This window comes from Mesorhizobium sp. M6A.T.Cr.TU.016.01.1.1, from assembly GCF_003952585.1.
Taxonomy (GTDB): domain Bacteria; phylum Pseudomonadota; class Alphaproteobacteria; order Rhizobiales; family Rhizobiaceae; genus Mesorhizobium; species Mesorhizobium mediterraneum.
This window is the reverse complement of record NZ_CP034452.1, coordinates 5,331,760-5,347,562: the sequence shown is the minus strand read 5'-3', so window position 1 is coordinate 5,347,562 and position 15,803 is coordinate 5,331,760. Positions and strand designations below refer to the sequence as shown.

General features: G+C 58.9%; 15 protein-coding genes. 4 read left to right on the top strand and 11 right to left on the bottom strand.

Translation table 11 applies throughout. The features are described 5' to 3' along the window. Nucleotides 1-3 precede the first annotated feature (3 nt). Nucleotides 4-144 (bottom strand): hypothetical protein, encoded by a 141-nt coding sequence (locus EJ075_RS33840; protein ID WP_245458017.1) that lies wholly within the window; start codon nucleotides 142-144, stop codon nucleotides 4-6. A gap of 72 nt (nucleotides 145-216) precedes the next feature. Next, nucleotides 217-405, bottom strand: coding sequence for a DUF982 domain-containing protein (locus EJ075_RS25920; RefSeq protein WP_245458016.1), 189 nt, complete (start codon nucleotides 403-405; stop codon nucleotides 217-219). A 440-nt stretch (nucleotides 406-845) separates the two neighbouring features. On the opposite strand from EJ075_RS25920, the gene EJ075_RS25915 reads away from it, so the two are divergent. Beyond that, a complete protein-coding gene (locus EJ075_RS25915; RefSeq protein WP_126106278.1) occupies nucleotides 846-1,112 on the top strand; it encodes a hypothetical protein in 267 nt (88 codons plus the stop codon). After that, nucleotides 1,109-1,399: a hypothetical protein gene (locus EJ075_RS25910; protein WP_126106277.1), complete on the top strand. Its 291-nt coding sequence runs from the start codon at nucleotides 1,109-1,111 to the stop codon at nucleotides 1,397-1,399. Before EJ075_RS25915 ends, EJ075_RS25910 begins: the two co-directional genes overlap by 4 nt. A gap of 387 nt (nucleotides 1,400-1,786) precedes the next feature. On the opposite strand, the gene EJ075_RS25905 is transcribed toward EJ075_RS25910, so the two are convergent. Then, nucleotides 1,787-4,138, bottom strand: a complete 2,352-nt coding sequence (locus EJ075_RS25905) for a hypothetical protein (RefSeq protein WP_126106276.1) — start codon at nucleotides 4,136-4,138, stop codon at nucleotides 1,787-1,789. Beyond that, a complete protein-coding gene (locus EJ075_RS25900; protein ID WP_126106275.1) occupies nucleotides 4,135-5,652 on the bottom strand; it encodes a hypothetical protein in 1,518 nt (505 codons plus the stop codon). Before EJ075_RS25900 ends, EJ075_RS25905 begins: the two co-directional genes overlap by 4 nt. A gap of 316 nt (nucleotides 5,653-5,968) precedes the next feature. Here EJ075_RS25900 and EJ075_RS33835 point away from each other — a divergent pair, with 316 nt between their 5' ends. Both EJ075_RS33835 and EJ075_RS25890 read left to right on the top strand, forming a co-directional pair. Continuing rightward, a complete protein-coding gene (locus EJ075_RS33835; RefSeq protein WP_126106274.1) occupies nucleotides 5,969-6,190 on the top strand; it encodes a DNA-binding protein in 222 nt (73 codons plus the stop codon). 111 nt (nucleotides 6,191-6,301) lie between these two features. After that, nucleotides 6,302-6,844, top strand: a complete 543-nt coding sequence (locus tag EJ075_RS25890) for a hypothetical protein (protein WP_245458015.1) — start codon at nucleotides 6,302-6,304, stop codon at nucleotides 6,842-6,844. Nucleotides 6,845-6,866: 22 nt separating this feature from the next. Here the strand turns inward: EJ075_RS25890 and EJ075_RS25885 are convergent, their stop codons facing one another. The 7 genes from EJ075_RS25885 to EJ075_RS25855 all read right to left on the bottom strand — a co-directional run bounded on the left by EJ075_RS25885 (nucleotide 6,867) and on the right by EJ075_RS25855 (nucleotide 15,565). After that, on the bottom strand, nucleotides 6,867-7,349 hold the full coding sequence (locus EJ075_RS25885; protein ID WP_126106273.1) for a very short patch repair endonuclease: 483 nt from the start codon (nucleotides 7,347-7,349) through the stop codon (nucleotides 6,867-6,869). Between the two features lie 336 nt (nucleotides 7,350-7,685). After that, nucleotides 7,686-8,795, bottom strand: coding sequence for a DUF3883 domain-containing protein (locus EJ075_RS25880; protein ID WP_126106272.1), 1,110 nt, complete (start codon nucleotides 8,793-8,795; stop codon nucleotides 7,686-7,688). Continuing rightward, nucleotides 8,792-10,453: a DUF2357 domain-containing protein gene (locus tag EJ075_RS25875; RefSeq protein WP_245458014.1), complete on the bottom strand. Its 1,662-nt coding sequence runs from the start codon at nucleotides 10,451-10,453 to the stop codon at nucleotides 8,792-8,794. Before EJ075_RS25875 ends, EJ075_RS25880 begins: the two co-directional genes overlap by 4 nt. Then, nucleotides 10,450-11,877, bottom strand: coding sequence for a hypothetical protein (locus EJ075_RS25870; protein ID WP_245458013.1), 1,428 nt, complete (start codon nucleotides 11,875-11,877; stop codon nucleotides 10,450-10,452). The genes EJ075_RS25875 and EJ075_RS25870 overlap by 4 nt, the downstream gene beginning before the upstream one ends. Nucleotides 11,878-12,055: 178 nt before the next feature. Next, nucleotides 12,056-13,552, bottom strand: a complete 1,497-nt coding sequence (locus EJ075_RS25865) for a DNA cytosine methyltransferase (protein ID WP_126106271.1) — start codon at nucleotides 13,550-13,552, stop codon at nucleotides 12,056-12,058. Between the two features lie 859 nt (nucleotides 13,553-14,411). After that, a complete protein-coding gene (locus EJ075_RS25860; RefSeq protein ID WP_126106270.1) occupies nucleotides 14,412-14,783 on the bottom strand; it encodes a hypothetical protein in 372 nt (123 codons plus the stop codon). Nucleotides 14,784-14,992: 209 nt separating this feature from the next. Next, complete coding sequence (locus EJ075_RS25855; protein ID WP_126106269.1) at nucleotides 14,993-15,565, bottom strand: hypothetical protein; 573 nt, start codon at nucleotides 15,563-15,565, stop codon at nucleotides 14,993-14,995. Between the last annotated feature and the right edge of the window lie 238 nt (nucleotides 15,566-15,803).

The following is a 15,803-nucleotide window of genomic DNA, read 5'->3' as shown; positions in this document are numbered from 1 at the left end:
CGCCTACAGTTTGCTGACCCCAGCTTCATCGACCTCCGCTTCCATCCGATCGCTGACCGGCTCGGCCTTGCCGGCACCCTGAATGGACGCACCATCGAAGCCTTGCAACCAGCCGTCGGCATATTCCCTCCAGAACTCAGGCACGACGCGCTCCTTCCGTCCTTGCGCGCTTGTATCCCATAGAGCCAGGCATAGCCGACGCGCTCCTGATCCTTCTTAGCCACGGCCATAGTCGTCCTCGCGCAAGATGTCGGCGTCAGCCGCGGCCTTCACGAACGCCGCCCTTGCCACGCTGGCTTCTTTGATTCCGTCTAGGACCGCCAGGCAGGCCCTTCGAGCGGCCACATGGCTTTTCCCCGTCACTGCGGGCCAGCGATTGAGAAGCACGTCGGCCGCCTGCGCCACGCGCTCAACCTTGTATGTAGATAGTGTTGCCGGACCGGCCCAACGCGACCGAAACGGGCATATCGAAACGCTTGTCTTGCATCATGACACCCCTGGGCTACTCGAACCTGATTCAAGAGTCGGAGCGCGATTCAGTTCCGGTTTGTCATTCCGGAATGCCGCCCGCGCTGTTGTCGACGGCCGCGACTATGATCGCGAACGCGCTGCAGACTTTCTCATTCTCACCCGTAACAGCGAAGCCGGAACTGGTGGTTCAATGAGTGGGGGAAAGGCGGTAGCGCTCTAGCGCTACCGCCATCCAGCGTGCCAATCTCATGAGCCGACGCATACGATCCGCTCCAAAAGGCACTCCCAAGATGGCGGCGGCCCGTTTTTGAGAACGACAAACCTGCCACTAGACAGCGAGGCTTGCGCTTGCATGCGGTTTCCGCAATCCTGACATGATGCGACAATCGCCTCTTCAATTTGTGCTGGCGCTGGCAAAAGCGCGGTTGGCTCAAAGGCCTTCCGCCGATGCGGAGGAATGGAAACCGCTTTCGACGGCTGCTACAGACCGCATGACTGCTCCCGAGGTGTACTACTCGCCAGAGGAGTTGGAACGGCGGCGTGAGAACTCGAGGCGAGCAACCGAACAGGCCACCGCCTACATCACCGCGGAACTGGGAAAAGCAAAAGGGCGCAGTGAACGGCGCGACAAAAGACCATGACCCGCCTGTCCTTTGCCGAGGAGCTTGAAAGCGCCGCGGATCGCATAGGGGACATGTCGCGGCCAGATCTGCAGATCATCCTTCGTCGCGCTGCTTTGATGCTCAGGAATGTTGCCGGCGTTACCCTTGAGCCGGCGACTGAGGATGCACTCAACGACCTGGCTGCCGAGATGAAAGTGGGCCGGTCCGACCTCATACAGATTGTAATGCGCGAGTGGCTGGAGACGAACGCCTATCTCCCCGTGCGCACCATCGACGAGGAGAGCGAAACCAACGGGAGCGCTTAGTGGTTTGGCGTTAGGCGACGCGTGCTCACCGGCCAGTCACCACGCGGGCAACTGTCGGCGCTCTGAGGAAGACGGCGTATAAACCGCAGTTCTGCGCGCGTCCGCAACAGGGGACGTTGTCGCGCGCAGGACGAAGGAAATTCGCCCCCGCCGCGGGCGGTTAACAGGACAGCCGTAGGAGCGTCAGCATAGCGCCGGCCGTAGGACGGGACGCGGGACCGACTGTCCCCGTCCGCGATGGTCCGCATGACTTCGCGACACAGTGGAAACAGACCAGCTATGATCGCGCTGAGTTCCGGTCCTCGGCAGTCGAGCCGCCGATGGGCAACGATGCTACTGGTTTGCACGCCGTTCGTCATCGGTAAATGAGGTCGGCCACGAAATCCGTCAGGGATATCGACCGCTTTGTCTACCCTCGATGCCGAGACGCTGGCCCATCTCCCTGCTTAGTCCGGCTACCCATTTTGTCATCACGTCGCCGGCAAGGTCAGCTTGAGTGAGGCCGAGCTGCGCAACAATTTGCGCCTTGAGCTTTGGCAAACGGCTTAGAAAGTCTCTGGTGCCACTGGTGACCGGAAGCATCCGGGCTATCGCGTCGAGCGCCCAGATCACAGTCGCCCAACATTCGAGAAAATCTATGGGCATCTCCTGGAGATCACTGGCCAGGATTAGTCGGCGGATCGGTGGATTTCTTCCGCAAAAGAACGCCGCGATGACCCGGAGCACCAGGCGTGGCCACCCTTTGTCGTCAACCGAGCACTGCAGGCCACCTGGGAAGGCAGCACAGTACGCGTTCCATAGAATGACCATAAGCAGGAGGCGGAGTTTAACAACATCGGCCGGACTCAGAGAGCGCTCGTCGTTGGTCAGACCCTCGACGTAGTTGTCCACAGCCCGCTCGAAAGCCTTGCGGTCGGCAGCTGGTGGCTTCTGGTCGACCTCGACCCGGGATCCGGGATCCGGTTCTGGAATCCGGGGATTGAGGCTCTCAGAATCTCCGCTCTCGTCACCGAGATCCATCCAGTTGTCATCATCCACGTCCTCGGTGCGATCGTCGGCCGCCTCCCCTCCGCCCGACAGGCGATTGAGGAGCACTCGCACACCATCGCAATGTGTTCCTGCGAGCGTGTTTTCGCCCTTTGCTCCCCTGGAGGGACGACCAGCGCGCTCAGCCATGAACTCCTCGTAGCTGAGCTTTCGTCCGGGCTCAGCGAGGGTTTCCTTTCTTGGGCGTGGTCCGTGTGCCGCCCCGATCTCAGGCGCCGCATCGGCCTCTGCAGTGTCGGCACGGTACAGATATTCGAAAGCTTCGAGCAGAAAGAACTCCGCGCTAGATCCCTCCAGGAACGCTGCGGCCGAACGCGCAACGCGGCCGCTGGCAGGTTCGCGCCGCCTGTTCCTCATCAGCGCGCGATGGACCACTGGCACAACTGTCGAAGATATTTCGCCTTCGACCACGCGGGCGAAATGAACTTTCGCCAGCAAAGGATCGTCCAGCGGCACGATCCGTTTGTGCGAGCGCACGATCAGCCGCTCGGCTTCTACACGGATGACCGGATCTCCCGACGAGTCGATGAGCTCAATGCTGCCGCCCGTCCAGCGCGGTACGTCTGGAGGTGTCCATATCAGCAGGCCATGATCCACCTCAAAACTTCCTGCGCGACGCCCTGCGAGGGGGGTAAACGAGATCGGCTCGCGATGCTCGACGACCGGCAGTTCGCTTGCGCGCGTAGCTGGAAGGTCGAGAAACTCCAGGAGTTCCAGCGTCTCGATCGAGATTCCGGCAGGCAGTCTGCGATACACACATGCCTCAGAGTTGGTACCGGCGAAACCTTTGCGGCCGAGGGCGGGCGGCGTGCAGTTCGCGCTGCCTGAGAGCACATGGTCGTGGCCTGCGGTCATCGCGATAAGAAGCTTCGCGTGAGTGAAGCGGCTTCCTTCCCACTCTGAAATGTCGATGATCTCCAGATCAGCAGCATGTTCCGCTTCACGGGGAAAATCGTGCCGTTGAGCATCCAGCAACACGGTGATCCGACCTGGATTGAGGGCCGCGCGAATGTCAGCAATAGCGTCGAGTGCTTTGTCCCAATAGGGGCTGACGATGATCAGGCGCTCGACGGGAGCACCTCCGACAAGGCCTGCGAAACGTTCCAGGACGCCCAGTTCGTCAGGAATGGCGAGAAACGCCAGAAGGCTGTCATCACCAAGGACCTGCACGTCTTCGGGCACAGGTCCGGCAATCCACGGTGTTCGCTCGCGTGCCCAGTCAAGCGCGTCGCGCGCGGCTCCCTCTGTTTCCGATGTGATGCGTTCAACATAGTGCCAAACCGCGCGGATGAAATCCTGTTCGGGTCCAGGCTCCGCAGAACATTCAATTTCGGTCGCGATCTCCAGATTTCCGCCCAGACCGGCGCCGGTGATGTTCGCTGAACTGACGAACGCCCGGCCTCCATCACGGCCAAGCTGCAGAACGATCTTCGGGTGAAACACGCCTGCCCCAACCGGTGGCCCGTACAGCGCGTAGTCCCGACCGAGTTGCCTTGGCAGCGTCGAACCATCCATAAGAGCGAGCGCTGTCATCCGGTCGTCGGCAACAATGAGAATGTTGGTCGCCCCGCTACCCATCAGCTGAGGCAGCATGACGTCCTCAAATGCGCCGAATTCGACGGCAAAGCTGGTCGCCAGTGCGCTGTGAAAGCCGCGGCCCTTTCGCCGCACCAGACGGTCAAGAAGCCTCATGGGTTGAGACCAAGCAACTCGTGACCACGGATCGTAGGACCATCCGGCCCGACGAGGTGTATGTCAGCGAGGAACTGCACAGCAGGCGCGAGCCGCGGTGTGGTCGCGACCGGAAGGTAGTCGGACCGGTGTGCAATCCGACCGTCGCGCGCCTCAAACAGGAAAGTGTAGTCTTTCTGTCGCCGGAACTTCTGCATTGCGACCCAGCTGTGCCGTCGCACGATCCGCCGCACGAGATAGTCTGAGACGAGTTCGGCGACAGGGCGCCCTTCCTGATTGTCGAACCAAGCCAGTTCAGTCCGGATCGATCGGGCATGGCCATCCAGAGGAAAGTTTTGCGCGATCTCAGCAGCCAGCTCGGACCGCCGATGGATACGGCCATGCAATGCCGCGATGAGTCGAAGAGCTTCCCAGACCTTGTCTTCCGCCGGGTGCCGCCTAGCCGAAAGGGTGTCTGACCAGTTCTGATAGTCGTCATCGTCCGCATGCAGGTCGCCGCGAAACTCCTTCCAGGTTCGGTCAGCAATCACTGAGTCAGAGCTCCGGAGACGGAATTCAACTTCCGCCCCTATCTCGCCCAGCTCAAGACCGCCTTCCACTTCGCTCACAAGCGCAATCGCCCATCCGAGCAATCCTGCGGCTGCCAGCTGGAAAAGATCGTGTGACTGGTAGGCCTCCCAACGCAGGCGTTGGCGTTCAAGCGCTTCAGGCAGGTCAAGGTCCGCGCTGTGAAACAGAAACCAGCGGATGTCGTCAGGATCAGGACGGCTGCCCAGTGCATCTGCAGCCCGCAGCAGTAGCAAGAGGGTTGAATGCCGGCTCTGGCCGGACACGGTCACGCTGTCACCTACCGGAAACAACACCTGTTCATAGATCTCACGTTCCGGCGAGTCCTCCTGAATCCGGGAGGGTGCTATGGACCCGAGAAAGCTGAGCTCTTCTCTGGTGACGCGCGCAGATCTGATTTTTGCGATGAGCAGCGCTTCCACCTGCGGACCGATCGCGTCGCGGAACGCTCCGGCGGCGGTAATGCCCCGGGCAGCCGTCGCCTTCGGGATGCCATGATCGCCTTCAATGAACAGCCCGGTCTCTACCATCTGCGAGTAGTATGCGCCACCGAACACACCCATAGACTGGCGCAGATATCGGTTCACATTCGGGTCGGTCGACGCGGCCTCGATAAAGTCAATCTCTGCCTCACCCCTGAGAAGCCGATTGTTCGCCCAATCGATACCACCAACTCCGGTTTCGCCTCCTTGCACCGACGAAACCAACGCATAAAGCGCCTCGGCCCGCCGTACCCATCTCTTCCAGTCTTCAAAGTCGGTGCTGCCTTCATGGCGCGCGTAAGCATCACTCAGCCAGCAATAGAAACCATAATACCGCATGCGCAGCGTCACGTTGCTGATGCCAGGCACCAAAGACTGATAAAGGGCAACGCCGCTGTTTTGCATGCCCAGTGGATCGAGGCCGCGTTTTTCTGCGAGCTCCGTCCATTGCGGTAAAGCGTTCATGCAAATCTCCCCCCAAAACTTTGATAGCACTTTGACATCTGGCCGCCAGCACATTTCAGGGAATGGTCGGGGTGCTGACAATTATTGTTAGATTAAGTGCCGCCAGCTGGCTGAGCGCTGCAACGAACGGGACATGAAGGCCGGAGAACAACGACCCTGGTGGGGCAATCGCCGTGGCCAGCGACAAGCCGACCTTTGTGCAGGCGAAAGCAGCCTCGTCGTACGACATCAAGCAGCGGTGCCTTCCAGCAAAATGGAGAGTCTGCATTATTGCTGATGACGAAGCGTGATGGACGCCTTGCGGAAAGGGCTTGTTATGTCGACTGAAAAATATCTCACTCCTGATGAGGTTTCGGAACGATATCGGGGGGAAATTTCTGTGGGAACTCTCCGGAACTGGCGGTCGCTGCGTATCGGGCCTTCATTCATCAAAATTGGCAAAGCAATTCTCTACCCGTCACCAGAGCTGGACCTTTGGGATCAGAAGAATGTCGTGGCGTGTAGAAGCAAGAAGATAGTGGACAATAGTTCTGATTAGTTTCTTTAAGGCCCGTGGCGCGGTAGGAAAAACGACGGGAACCTCCTTGGTATATTGATCTACAAGGGTCCCGCCGCAGCAGGTCGATTGTTCGCCTCCAAAGGATTTTAGATGGCTATGACGCGAAGCTCTAAAGTGGCTCTCGCCAGCGACAGGATTTACGATCCAACGGCGCCGGCAAACTTCCTTTCCGGTTTCGCAGATATGGACCTTATCAAGCTGCGGGCAGCACTCGACGTTGAAATGAAACGACGAAAAATCGCGATCTCGGTTGGCCAGATGGCAGAGGAACTTGCGATACAGTACTTCTACAGTACATCCGGGCGACCGAATTTACTCGCAGCCCCCACAGGAACCGCGAATGTGGACGCCTTGTCCAGGAAGGGAGAGAGGTATTCGATCAAAGGTATATGCAACGCAAGGAAAACCGGAACAATATACCCTGACTCCGACGATCCTCATAAGCAGCTGTTCGAATACCTGCTGATTGTAAAAATGGGCCGGGACTGGTCTCTGGAAGTGATCTACGAGTTCGACTGGAAGACGTTCTGCGAGAACCGCAGCTGGGATAAACGTATGAACGCGTGGTATATAGGGGCTTCCAATAAGACGCTTGCAAAGGCGACTGTCTATCTGCCGACTGAAAAGGCCTGAAGGAGGCGGAGCTGTCCTGCTTTCACGAGGTTTCGGCGGTCAAACTGCTCCGCGTTTCCGCCCCCTCAATTTCGGCACATTGGAAATCCCCGCGTACGAAGGCAGTGCACGATTCAATCACGTGCGCCAACGGCTGACGTGCCGGCCCCTTCATGCAGCACTCCCAGACCGTCAGAATGCGCCAATGTGCTGCGCCCAGCGCCACTTGGTTTTGTTGGTCACGCGCGCGGTTTCCTGCAATTTTTGACACCCAGAACTCCGGTCGCGTCGCCGGGAGCTTAAACAGCGGACAATCATGTCCATGCCAGAAGCAACCATTCACCAGTATGACAGCGCGGAAGCGGGGAAATACCAGGTCAGGTCGTCCGGGCAGTTCCGGCGCGTGGAGACGGAAACGGAGCCCCGCCCTGTGCAAACCGCGACGCAGAAGCAATTCAGGTTTAGTGTCGCGGCTGCGGATGCGGCTCATATTGTGCCGGCGTTGCTCGGGTGTAAGAACGTCCATATCAGGCGACTACAGCTGCTGCATCGGCGACGACAAGCCGAAGCGCTGCCCCGCTTTGTCCGCGGGCGTCATGCCGGGACACAGAGTTACAGCACCAAAGCGGAAGCCCGCGCGATAGTCAGAATGGAACAGGCGCCCCGGCATGGCTCTCTCGGTCACCCTTTTCCAACATTGGCATATGCGATGTCAGAAGATAAGCCGCTTTGACCATGCCATCAACTTCACAGGAACCCGCCTTCTGCACTATTTAAGCCGCCCTCCATCCGCGACATGCTAAACCGTCGCTACTTCAGCGACAGTGGATCGGGTTGGGTCGTGGTTCTGCGCCGCCACCGTTCACGCGTCGTCCACTTCTGCCCAGTGCAGATCTGTCGACGCCGACCATTTAAAGTGGTCGCACCTGACCGTGAACCCGTCGGGACGCACGCCAGCCGGCAATACCGACAGGTCTTTAAGAAGGTCACGTGCGAAGTCGCCCACATCCTCTGCGACCTGGAGCTTTGCCCCTTTCGCATCCAGGAAACTCAGCCGATAAAGGTCGTAGCGCACGGCGCGTCCGGCCGCTTCAATCTCCGCCATAGATATGTGAAACGGCGTGTGATGCTCTCCAGTGGTCGTCTTCACTTCGACCTGGATGGCGGCGCCACCCGAAGTGATGACATCGAAGTCGTAGGGACTGATCGCGTTCTCCGCTGAACGCCAGAACCAGGAGGCGATGTCGCTGTTGCGGTCAAGATGACCACAAACGAGTTGCTCGCCCTCCAGACCAGTCCGTTCGGAGCGACGACGCGCCTCAGCCAGTTGCTCGGTCGATACCACGCGACGGCCGGGTCGCTTCAAAAGTCGTTCAATCGCCTCCGCATCGCCCTGCGCGGCCTGATCGAGATCGGCGGCCAGTGCAGGCTCAAGGAAGAGGTCGTGAACTGGATGCTGTGGCGGAGCCGCAGCAATAATGGCCGCCAGCGTGTCACGGCTGATCGACGCCATACTCCGGCCGGCCGAGAGTGAGAGAGCCGCGAGCAGAGACGCGTCGTCCGGGTCGGCCGCAGAGATCACGAACAGCCAGATGCGTTTCGGCTGCCCGGCACCTTCGAAGGCCAGAAGCGCGATGTCTCCGGGTACAAGTGAATTGAACCGACTCTCGTTGTCATCGGGATTACGGACGAACTCTCCGTTCAGGCGGTAATTCTTATAGCTTCCGCCTTTTGCTATCTTCCGGATGACACGTATCTGTTCATAATCGGAGCCTGGCCCGGAAATGCGAAGGCGAACCTCAAGTTCACCGTCGCCAGCCGCGAGGATCTCTGGCAGATCTGGGAACAGCTCACCTACGAAGACATCCCGGTTCAGGTTGATGGATTTCTGGTTTCCCGCGTTCTGGAGCCTGTACTGCGGCTCGAAGAACGTCAGGTCCGACCGGGTTAGCACCTTGATTGCAAATTTCATTGTATCACCCCCAGCCCCTCCCCACCCGCATCCCGCAGAATTGTGTCCAGCGCCGATGCGATCTCGTTCGTGCTCATCCCAGGCGTCAGCGAAACTGCTCCAAGTCGAAACTCTGAGCGGTAGTCCGGGTGGAAGAGCCGGCCAGGCATCGGCGTCGATCTCCAGTCGCCAGCTGCGACCAGAGCGTCAGGGCTGAGCAGATAGGCTGCGCTCACCATGCGCCGGACGCCACCTCCAATGTCCTGCGCAACAAGCGCGTCGCGGTACATGTGCGCTGACGCCAGCGCATCATTCAGGTCCGAGCCGATTCTGTACTTCGCATCGAGCACGATCAGCCGATCATCAGCCCCAGCAATCGGTTCGATCGCCACGTCGGGCCGCATTTCCCGGCTAAAGCTGCCGCGACGATCCTTCTCGACCCAGAACTCGCGGTACCGGCGCTGAAAGCATAGTGAGAAGCCCGCCTTCGGAAGTCTCACAACCGCCTGCCCTGCGGCCAGTGTGACGCCCTGTCCGGCTTCGAAGAGCCCTGCCACGTCGACTGGCTCTGCGCCATAGCGATCGACTGCCGCACGCACGAGCCGCAAATAGGCCCAGAGCTCATAGAGATCGAAGGTGCGGGCTAGCGGCATCTGCAGGAAGTCGCCGAAGACGTTGGCAATGCCTAAGGACATGTCGCGGTGAAGGGCGGCGAAACGCCGATATTGAGGGTCGTTCTTCCATACGGGCGAGGCGTCGGGACGAGGATGACCCGAGACCACTGATTCAAATAGCGGCAGGGCCAGAAGGCCGCGCAGCTGACGGGCCATGCGTCGCGAGCGAACAGCCCACACTCGGGCGACCCGTCCGGCTTCAGCGTCTGCCGGGGTGTTCGCGCGGAGCACCGCCCCGACATCCTCGAGCCAGCGGGCCCAGATCTCCAGCGACGCCTTCATCTGACGATGTTCGGAGATGTCCAGACTCGATCGTCGGACCTTGCGGCGGATGATCGCCGGCAGATGACCACGAAGGGCGACAGGCAGTCGTGCGGGACCCGTCTCGCGATTGAGGCGCCCGGAGCGGAAGGACTTCAGGACCTCGGGCGCTGTCGCGCGCGTCGCGCGATGGGCAGGCGTCACCTCGTCCTCTGCCCTCAGAATTCGCCGAGGCCGGGCATTGATTGCATTCACCGTCTGGACCAGGCGTGGCAGGCGGCTGCGCAAGAATTCCAGCCTCGCGATTGGCGGCGGCCTTCGGCCCGCACCGCGCGCGATGCCTTTGCGGAAGGCGCTCAACGCAAAGAGTGCAAAGGTGTCCTCAAGCACCTCGCGGACCATCACGTCGAAGGCGTCGCGCGTCAGCTTCCGTTCGGCCGGATCGGTCACAACCGGAAAATCGAAGGTGGCGTCCGGCAGCTTCAGCCGGCATTCCACCGCGCCCGCATGAAATCCTGGCGACCAGCGCCAGATCGCACCGTCTGGAAACGGCGCCCGCAGCGCCTCAAGCGGGAGCTCATCAATGAAAAGGTCGGCCTGGGATCCGCCCGGCGCTCCGGTCAGGACGAACAGGTGCTCCTTGGCCTCCTGGACAAGGCCCGGTTGCGCCTCCTCGGGATCAGGCCAAATCCGCACGGCACGGGTGGGGTCGCGTCCCGGCCATATATGCAGAACCGCCGTCACCGGCTGTTCTGGAACGCGCCGAACTCTTCGAGATCGCGCTGGAGACGTTCGACGAGCGCCAGCGCCCTTGGTTGGTCGGCAACCGTTTTTGCCAGATTGACGAGCATGTCGCGCTGAGCATCAGAGCCGCGCAGCCGGACCAATGCCTTCTGGACGAGCTGATCGTCGACCACCTCGTCTGAGCCGCGCTTCAGCACCCCGGTAGCGAAGGCATGGTAGCGGACGAATTCCTCGGCGAGCCGATAGCCAAATCCGAGACCGTGCGGAACAAGCAGCGTGTTCAGCGCCGCTAGTATCGATTCGCAGGTCGCAATCGAGCTGCCAAGTTCGGGTGACCGCGCCGCAAGGCCGGCGAAGAACGTCGCAAAATCAACCTCAGACATGTCAATCACGACGGCACGATCGAGCACCTTGTCGCTCAGCGTGCTGGTGGTCTCGTCGACATTGATCGTACCGATCAGGAAGAGATTCGTCGGCACGCGCAAGTCGGCCGGGACGTCCCCGCCAGTGCTCCCTTCCATCGGCACGCCGCTTGAATGTAGCTGCAGCTCATGCCGGCTTTCGATGGCGCTCAGGACATCGGAAAAGTAATATTCGACGCGAGCCAGATTCATCTCATCGAGGACCACAAAGACCGGCGACGCTGGGTTGGCCGTGGCGACCAGAAGCGCCTCCAGGAACGGAGGCACGATGTAGCGGTCGGAGAGCCGGTCCTCATATCCAGTCAACCCGGAGGGATCCGTCCATTCCGGCCGCACTGGGCAAACGAAGAGCAATGGGTCGGCGACATCCATCGCAGTGAGGCCGTGCACCGTCCGGGCGTACTGCAGTGCCAGCAGTGTCTTCCCCGTCCCCGAGAGGCCCGAGAGGATAACGAAGTGTTTGTGAGACAGGTGGTTCAGGCCGGCGTGGAACCGGTCAATAGCCGCGTCCGCATAGATCCCTCCCAGCGCTGCGATCCCCTTGCGGATCTCGGCCGGGTCAAGTGCTGTCGGCATGCGCTGCATCAACGGACCAACCGCTGTCTCTGCCGTCCAGATCTTGCGTTCGTGGACCTTGTCGCGGCCGACAAGGCGACCAAGGTATCCCACAAACTCGCGGGCGAGCAGACTGCGCTTGGCAGAAACGGCGGGCGGCCAGATGGCAAACTCAATCGAGTCCACCTTCGCCCGGCGGTCAGGATCAAGCACGGCGCCAGCCAGCGAGTCCATAAACTCGTTGTCGAAATAGAGTTCGCCCTGTTCGGTCAGGAAGAATTTGACGTTGTTGTTGATGCTGCCTTCAGTCTTTCCGGCCGCCTTCAGAGCAGCGTTTTTCGCGACCACGTCATCGTGCAGGCGGACCAGACCAGCGTTGACCCGGCCGGATTCGGCCCGGACAGTGATTGCAAAATAGACCTCGTCATGCGGCGGGAAGGTCAGCACGCACAGGAAGACGAATGCACCTGATCCGGCGGTAGAATCGGCTGCCACCTTCTTCGAATAATTCTGCAGATTGTTCGTGCAGGCGAAAAGGCCTCCCTCGATCACCCGGGCGCTGTTAGAGAACCCGAAATTTTCGGCGAGACGCGCGTCACCCCCTGCTCCGGCCTCAATCGCAGCCCTAAACTGCTTCTGCCGATCGGAAAATGACATCATTGCGCCTTGCGAGGGAGGATCGGAGGGTGGACATCATCTCGGTAGCCACAGCTTTAGCCAGCAGAGGCGGCACAGCGTTGCCGATCTGCCTGAAAGCCGGATTCATCGTCCCTGAAAAGATAAATCCGTCCGGAAACGACTGCAGGCGCGCAGCCTCTCGTACCGAGATCGTGCGCGCCTGAGCACTGTCATAATGGATGTGGCTGTAGCTGTCTTTGCCCAGATGCGCCATCAGCGTCCGTGCCGGCAAATCAGGCTCCATCTTGCGCCATTTGTTCGGGAATTTGCCAACGTCATAGGGGGGCACGATCGAAGCGTGGAGCGCCTCCCAGGCTTTGGTGCCTTTCCGCGGCACAGCGCCGGTCTCGGCTTTCAGTCGCGCCAAAGCCTCTTCGAACATCTTGACCGCGTGCGCATGAGCCTGCGGATACTGGTCGCCTGGATTCAGACGCGAGAAGAGCTTCCAGTCCCGTGGCAGATAGCGGATCACGTGATCGCTCACGCCCTGGACGTTCTCGAAGCCGGGCCATTGTCGCATAAGCTGCGCATAGGCGTTCAGCTTGGCCTTGGGATATTTCTCGAGCTCGTCAAAACGGCGTGCCCCGCGTCTGAGCTTTCCCTCCAAGTGCTTGGTGATCTTCGGCAGGTCCGCCAACGCGTCCTGCGCTGTGATAGCGGCGGGAAGGCTTGACGATGGTTCCGGTGGTTCGACGTAACCAGGTGCCTTCTTATTCAGATCGCCACCTTTGAGCAGCTTCAGTGCGACCTGACGGCTGCCGGTATAGCCAGGTGGCAGTTCCATGAAGTGACTTGGCTGCGGGAAGCTGACCATGTCGGTCAGCTCTTTGCGCCAGGCGATCAGGATCATCCGTTCACGCATCTGCGGCACGCCGTAGAACGACGCGTTCAGCAGTGTATAGCGCGCAATGTAGCCATTTTCTTCGAGGACTTCGCGGGTTTCTTCCGCGATGTTCTGCCCTCCATGGTTAAGGGCGTCCGGAACGTTCTCCATCAGTAATGCCAGCGGCTTGAACGCGTCGACATATTCCAGGTACTTGATATAGAGTTGAGCTCGCGGATCAAACCTGAAGGCCTCAGGATGCTCCCTGACCTCACGTAACTTCGATCGACCGACGCGGGCGAAGGCCTGACAGGGCGGTCCGCCAACCAGTACGTCAATGGCCGACCCTGGGGGACCGAGCTCCAGCGCCGCGGCGAATTTTTCAGGTGTGATGGCAGTGATATCGCGCGCCACAGCATGACGTTCGTCGCCCGGATGAAAGTTCGCGCCATGTGATGCCGCAGCGTCAGGATCAAACTCAACCGCTGCTGCGATCTCGAAGCCGGCCGCTTTGAACCCCAGGGACAAACCCCCGCATCCGGCAAAAAGATCAAGGACGCGCGGCAACCCGCCTCGCGCCAGCCGCTCAATCTTCGCGTCGATGATCGAACCTGCAGTCATGCTGTCGCTCCTGGCCGCCCGCCGACGAGCAACGCGCGCCGTGAACGGAAATGCTCCCGGTTAGCGTGATCGGGCACCAATCGAACGATCAGCGTGGACTTCCTGTTGACCCGCTCCTGGCAGCAGCGCAGGAATCTCTCTACCTTATCCCTGCGCATGAGCACCGGAACACGCGCGGCCTCTACCATAACGAATCGCTCCTTACAGATCCTGAAAGTCCGACCTCGGGCCAGACACGTCAACAGAATTGCGCACTTTCACCCGTTGACCCGCCGACTGAAAGGCTGACCGCCGAACTGTTCTTGTTCTCGATGCGACAGGAGCGGCCGGCGCGCAAGGTCGCAGCGTCGCTTTCCTCGCTAAACCTGTCGTCCCAGTGGCTCGATGAGCCCTTTGCGGTGTCTTCGGTAACTTCCGGGGCTCGCCAAGAATTCGGTGTACGTGAACGCATGCGCCGCTGGCATCGGAAAGCGTAGACCCGCTGGATTTCATAGAAAGCTGGGTAGCCCCCGAGGAGAGGCACCGTTCAAAGTTCGGTTAGGCTGTTTCGGCTATGACGCTCGCAACGGCGGCGAGGCGGTAGCGGAAGCGTTAGATCGTGGGCTGCGCGTGTTTTCCCGCCGGATCGTTTCGAGTCGGGCAACCCTTTTTTCCAACCACAGATTCGCTACTGGAGGAAACCGACATAATATTCGCGAGTTGGGTGCCTTTGAACAGCAAGTGCGCGCCCCCGCCGTCAGTTCCCGGCACGCTATCGAGCACTCGTTCCTAAGGATCGGCAAAGCGATCCTCTACCCGAACAACGCGTTGGACCACTGGGCCAAATCGGGCTTCAGAGGTCTCCAGAATCAGTTAAACGCTATTTGGGGCAATTGTCTGGACCGGAAGTAACAGCTATTTCCACCAGTGTACTATCGTCGACATTCGACTTATCGCCGTGACCGAACCTGCAAAGCCCTTTCGCGTCTGGCTTGCTGACAGATGTCCAGCTGACATGAGCTTTTCCCGAAGCGTCGGTCTCTACACTAGGAAATTTCGTCTCGTCTTTGGTGAACTGCTCACCTTTGAAAATCTCCTGATTGGAGATTTCGTCTACCATAGATACCGACTGATCTTCACCGACCGCCTTCACGTGAATTGTTATATTTCCGCCAGCAATTGCCGACGACACGAAAACAGACAGTATCACGAGTGAAATAATAGGCAATTTAGAGATCTGAACAACAGGCATAATAGTCACTCTCCTTGATCTATTATATCGATGAACTTATCAAACTGGCCTTATGGTTGCAAGAACGTTTTAGAGGCCAACTTTTTAACTCCAGACCTTTGATCGGTCACCGGCGCATCCAGAGGCGGCTGTCCAAAAGTGCCATCCTCCGAGATGCCCGGCTTCCAGGTTCATCGCGTGTTGAAGGCACTCCACGAGAAATACATCCCCTAAAGAAGCCCGGCCGCCTGATCTTCGGTCAGTATTTTTCCCGCCTCTTTCTCGAGTTCAGAACCAAAATTCTTCGGAACGATTTTTGAGACATCCCTCATGTCCATGATTACCGGTCTAAACGTAAACCAAAAGCGGCGTATTTGCTCTCTATAACTGGGATAATTGTCGATCTTACAAAGAAAGCTATTCTGACAAGACACCATGTCGTTAAGAATCTCCGTAGCCGTGTATACGGATGCTCCAGAAGATTTCTCAGTAACAAATTTCCTTATCTGATCTGCGTGAAATTCATACGATGCGTGCGCATTCAACTGTTCTCCATATTCGATTTGATATTGCTCGCCAGCCATTATGGCTGGCAGCGCTAAGCTCTCGTACCGAAGTCGAAAATCATCAGACGGATTGTAAAAAACTGCTACTCCAAAGAAAAATTCTAGGGCCGCTCCAATTGTTACAAAAACGGTCGCTAGAGAGAAGACAAACTCCAACACGTCCTTCCAATTTTGCACTTTGGAGAACAACGTCCTTATACTGGGTCGTCTCATCTCGCTGCACAGCAGGGCTTGCACGTACAGATGTCCGCAGCGTTGCTGGCAACCGAGGCAACTCCCACAATGCCTAGACCTAAGATCAAAGGTAAAATAAAAGCCCGAAATCCCACGACTGCTCACTCCTTTGCAAACCTTATGATCAACATATTAGCAGAAATCGGAGGATCGCGCACCGGAAACATCGACGAATATAGCAAGGATGCCGCCAATCCGGAAATTCAGCATTGTCACAAGGGTTCTGGTGCCGACAATCCGT

What these genes read in the sequence shown, in the direction of transcription:
- EJ075_RS25890 (WP_245458015.1), top strand. Translation starts at nt 6,302, where the DNA reads ATGGCTATGACGCGAAGCTCTAAAGTGGCTCTCGCCAGCGACAGGATT.
- EJ075_RS25900 (WP_126106275.1), bottom strand. Translation starts at nt 5,652, where the DNA reads ATGAACGCTTTACCGCAATGGACGGAGCTCGCAGAAAAACGCGGCCTC.
- EJ075_RS25915 (WP_126106278.1), top strand. Translation starts at nt 846, where the DNA reads ATGATGCGACAATCGCCTCTTCAATTTGTGCTGGCGCTGGCAAAAGCG.
- EJ075_RS25905 (WP_126106276.1), bottom strand. Translation starts at nt 4,138, where the DNA reads ATGAGGCTTCTTGACCGTCTGGTGCGGCGAAAGGGCCGCGGCTTTCAC.
- EJ075_RS33835 (WP_126106274.1), top strand. Translation starts at nt 5,969, where the DNA reads ATGTCGACTGAAAAATATCTCACTCCTGATGAGGTTTCGGAACGATAT.
- EJ075_RS25880 (WP_126106272.1), bottom strand. Translation starts at nt 8,795, where the DNA reads ATGAAATTTGCAATCAAGGTGCTAACCCGGTCGGACCTGACGTTCTTC.
- EJ075_RS25910 (WP_126106277.1), top strand. Translation starts at nt 1,109, where the DNA reads ATGACCCGCCTGTCCTTTGCCGAGGAGCTTGAAAGCGCCGCGGATCGC.
- EJ075_RS25885 (WP_126106273.1), bottom strand. Translation starts at nt 7,349, where the DNA reads ATGGACGTTCTTACACCCGAGCAACGCCGGCACAATATGAGCCGCATC.
- EJ075_RS25860 (WP_126106270.1), bottom strand. Translation starts at nt 14,783, where the DNA reads ATGCCTGTTGTTCAGATCTCTAAATTGCCTATTATTTCACTCGTGATA.
- EJ075_RS25865 (WP_126106271.1), bottom strand. Translation starts at nt 13,552, where the DNA reads ATGACTGCAGGTTCGATCATCGACGCGAAGATTGAGCGGCTGGCGCGA.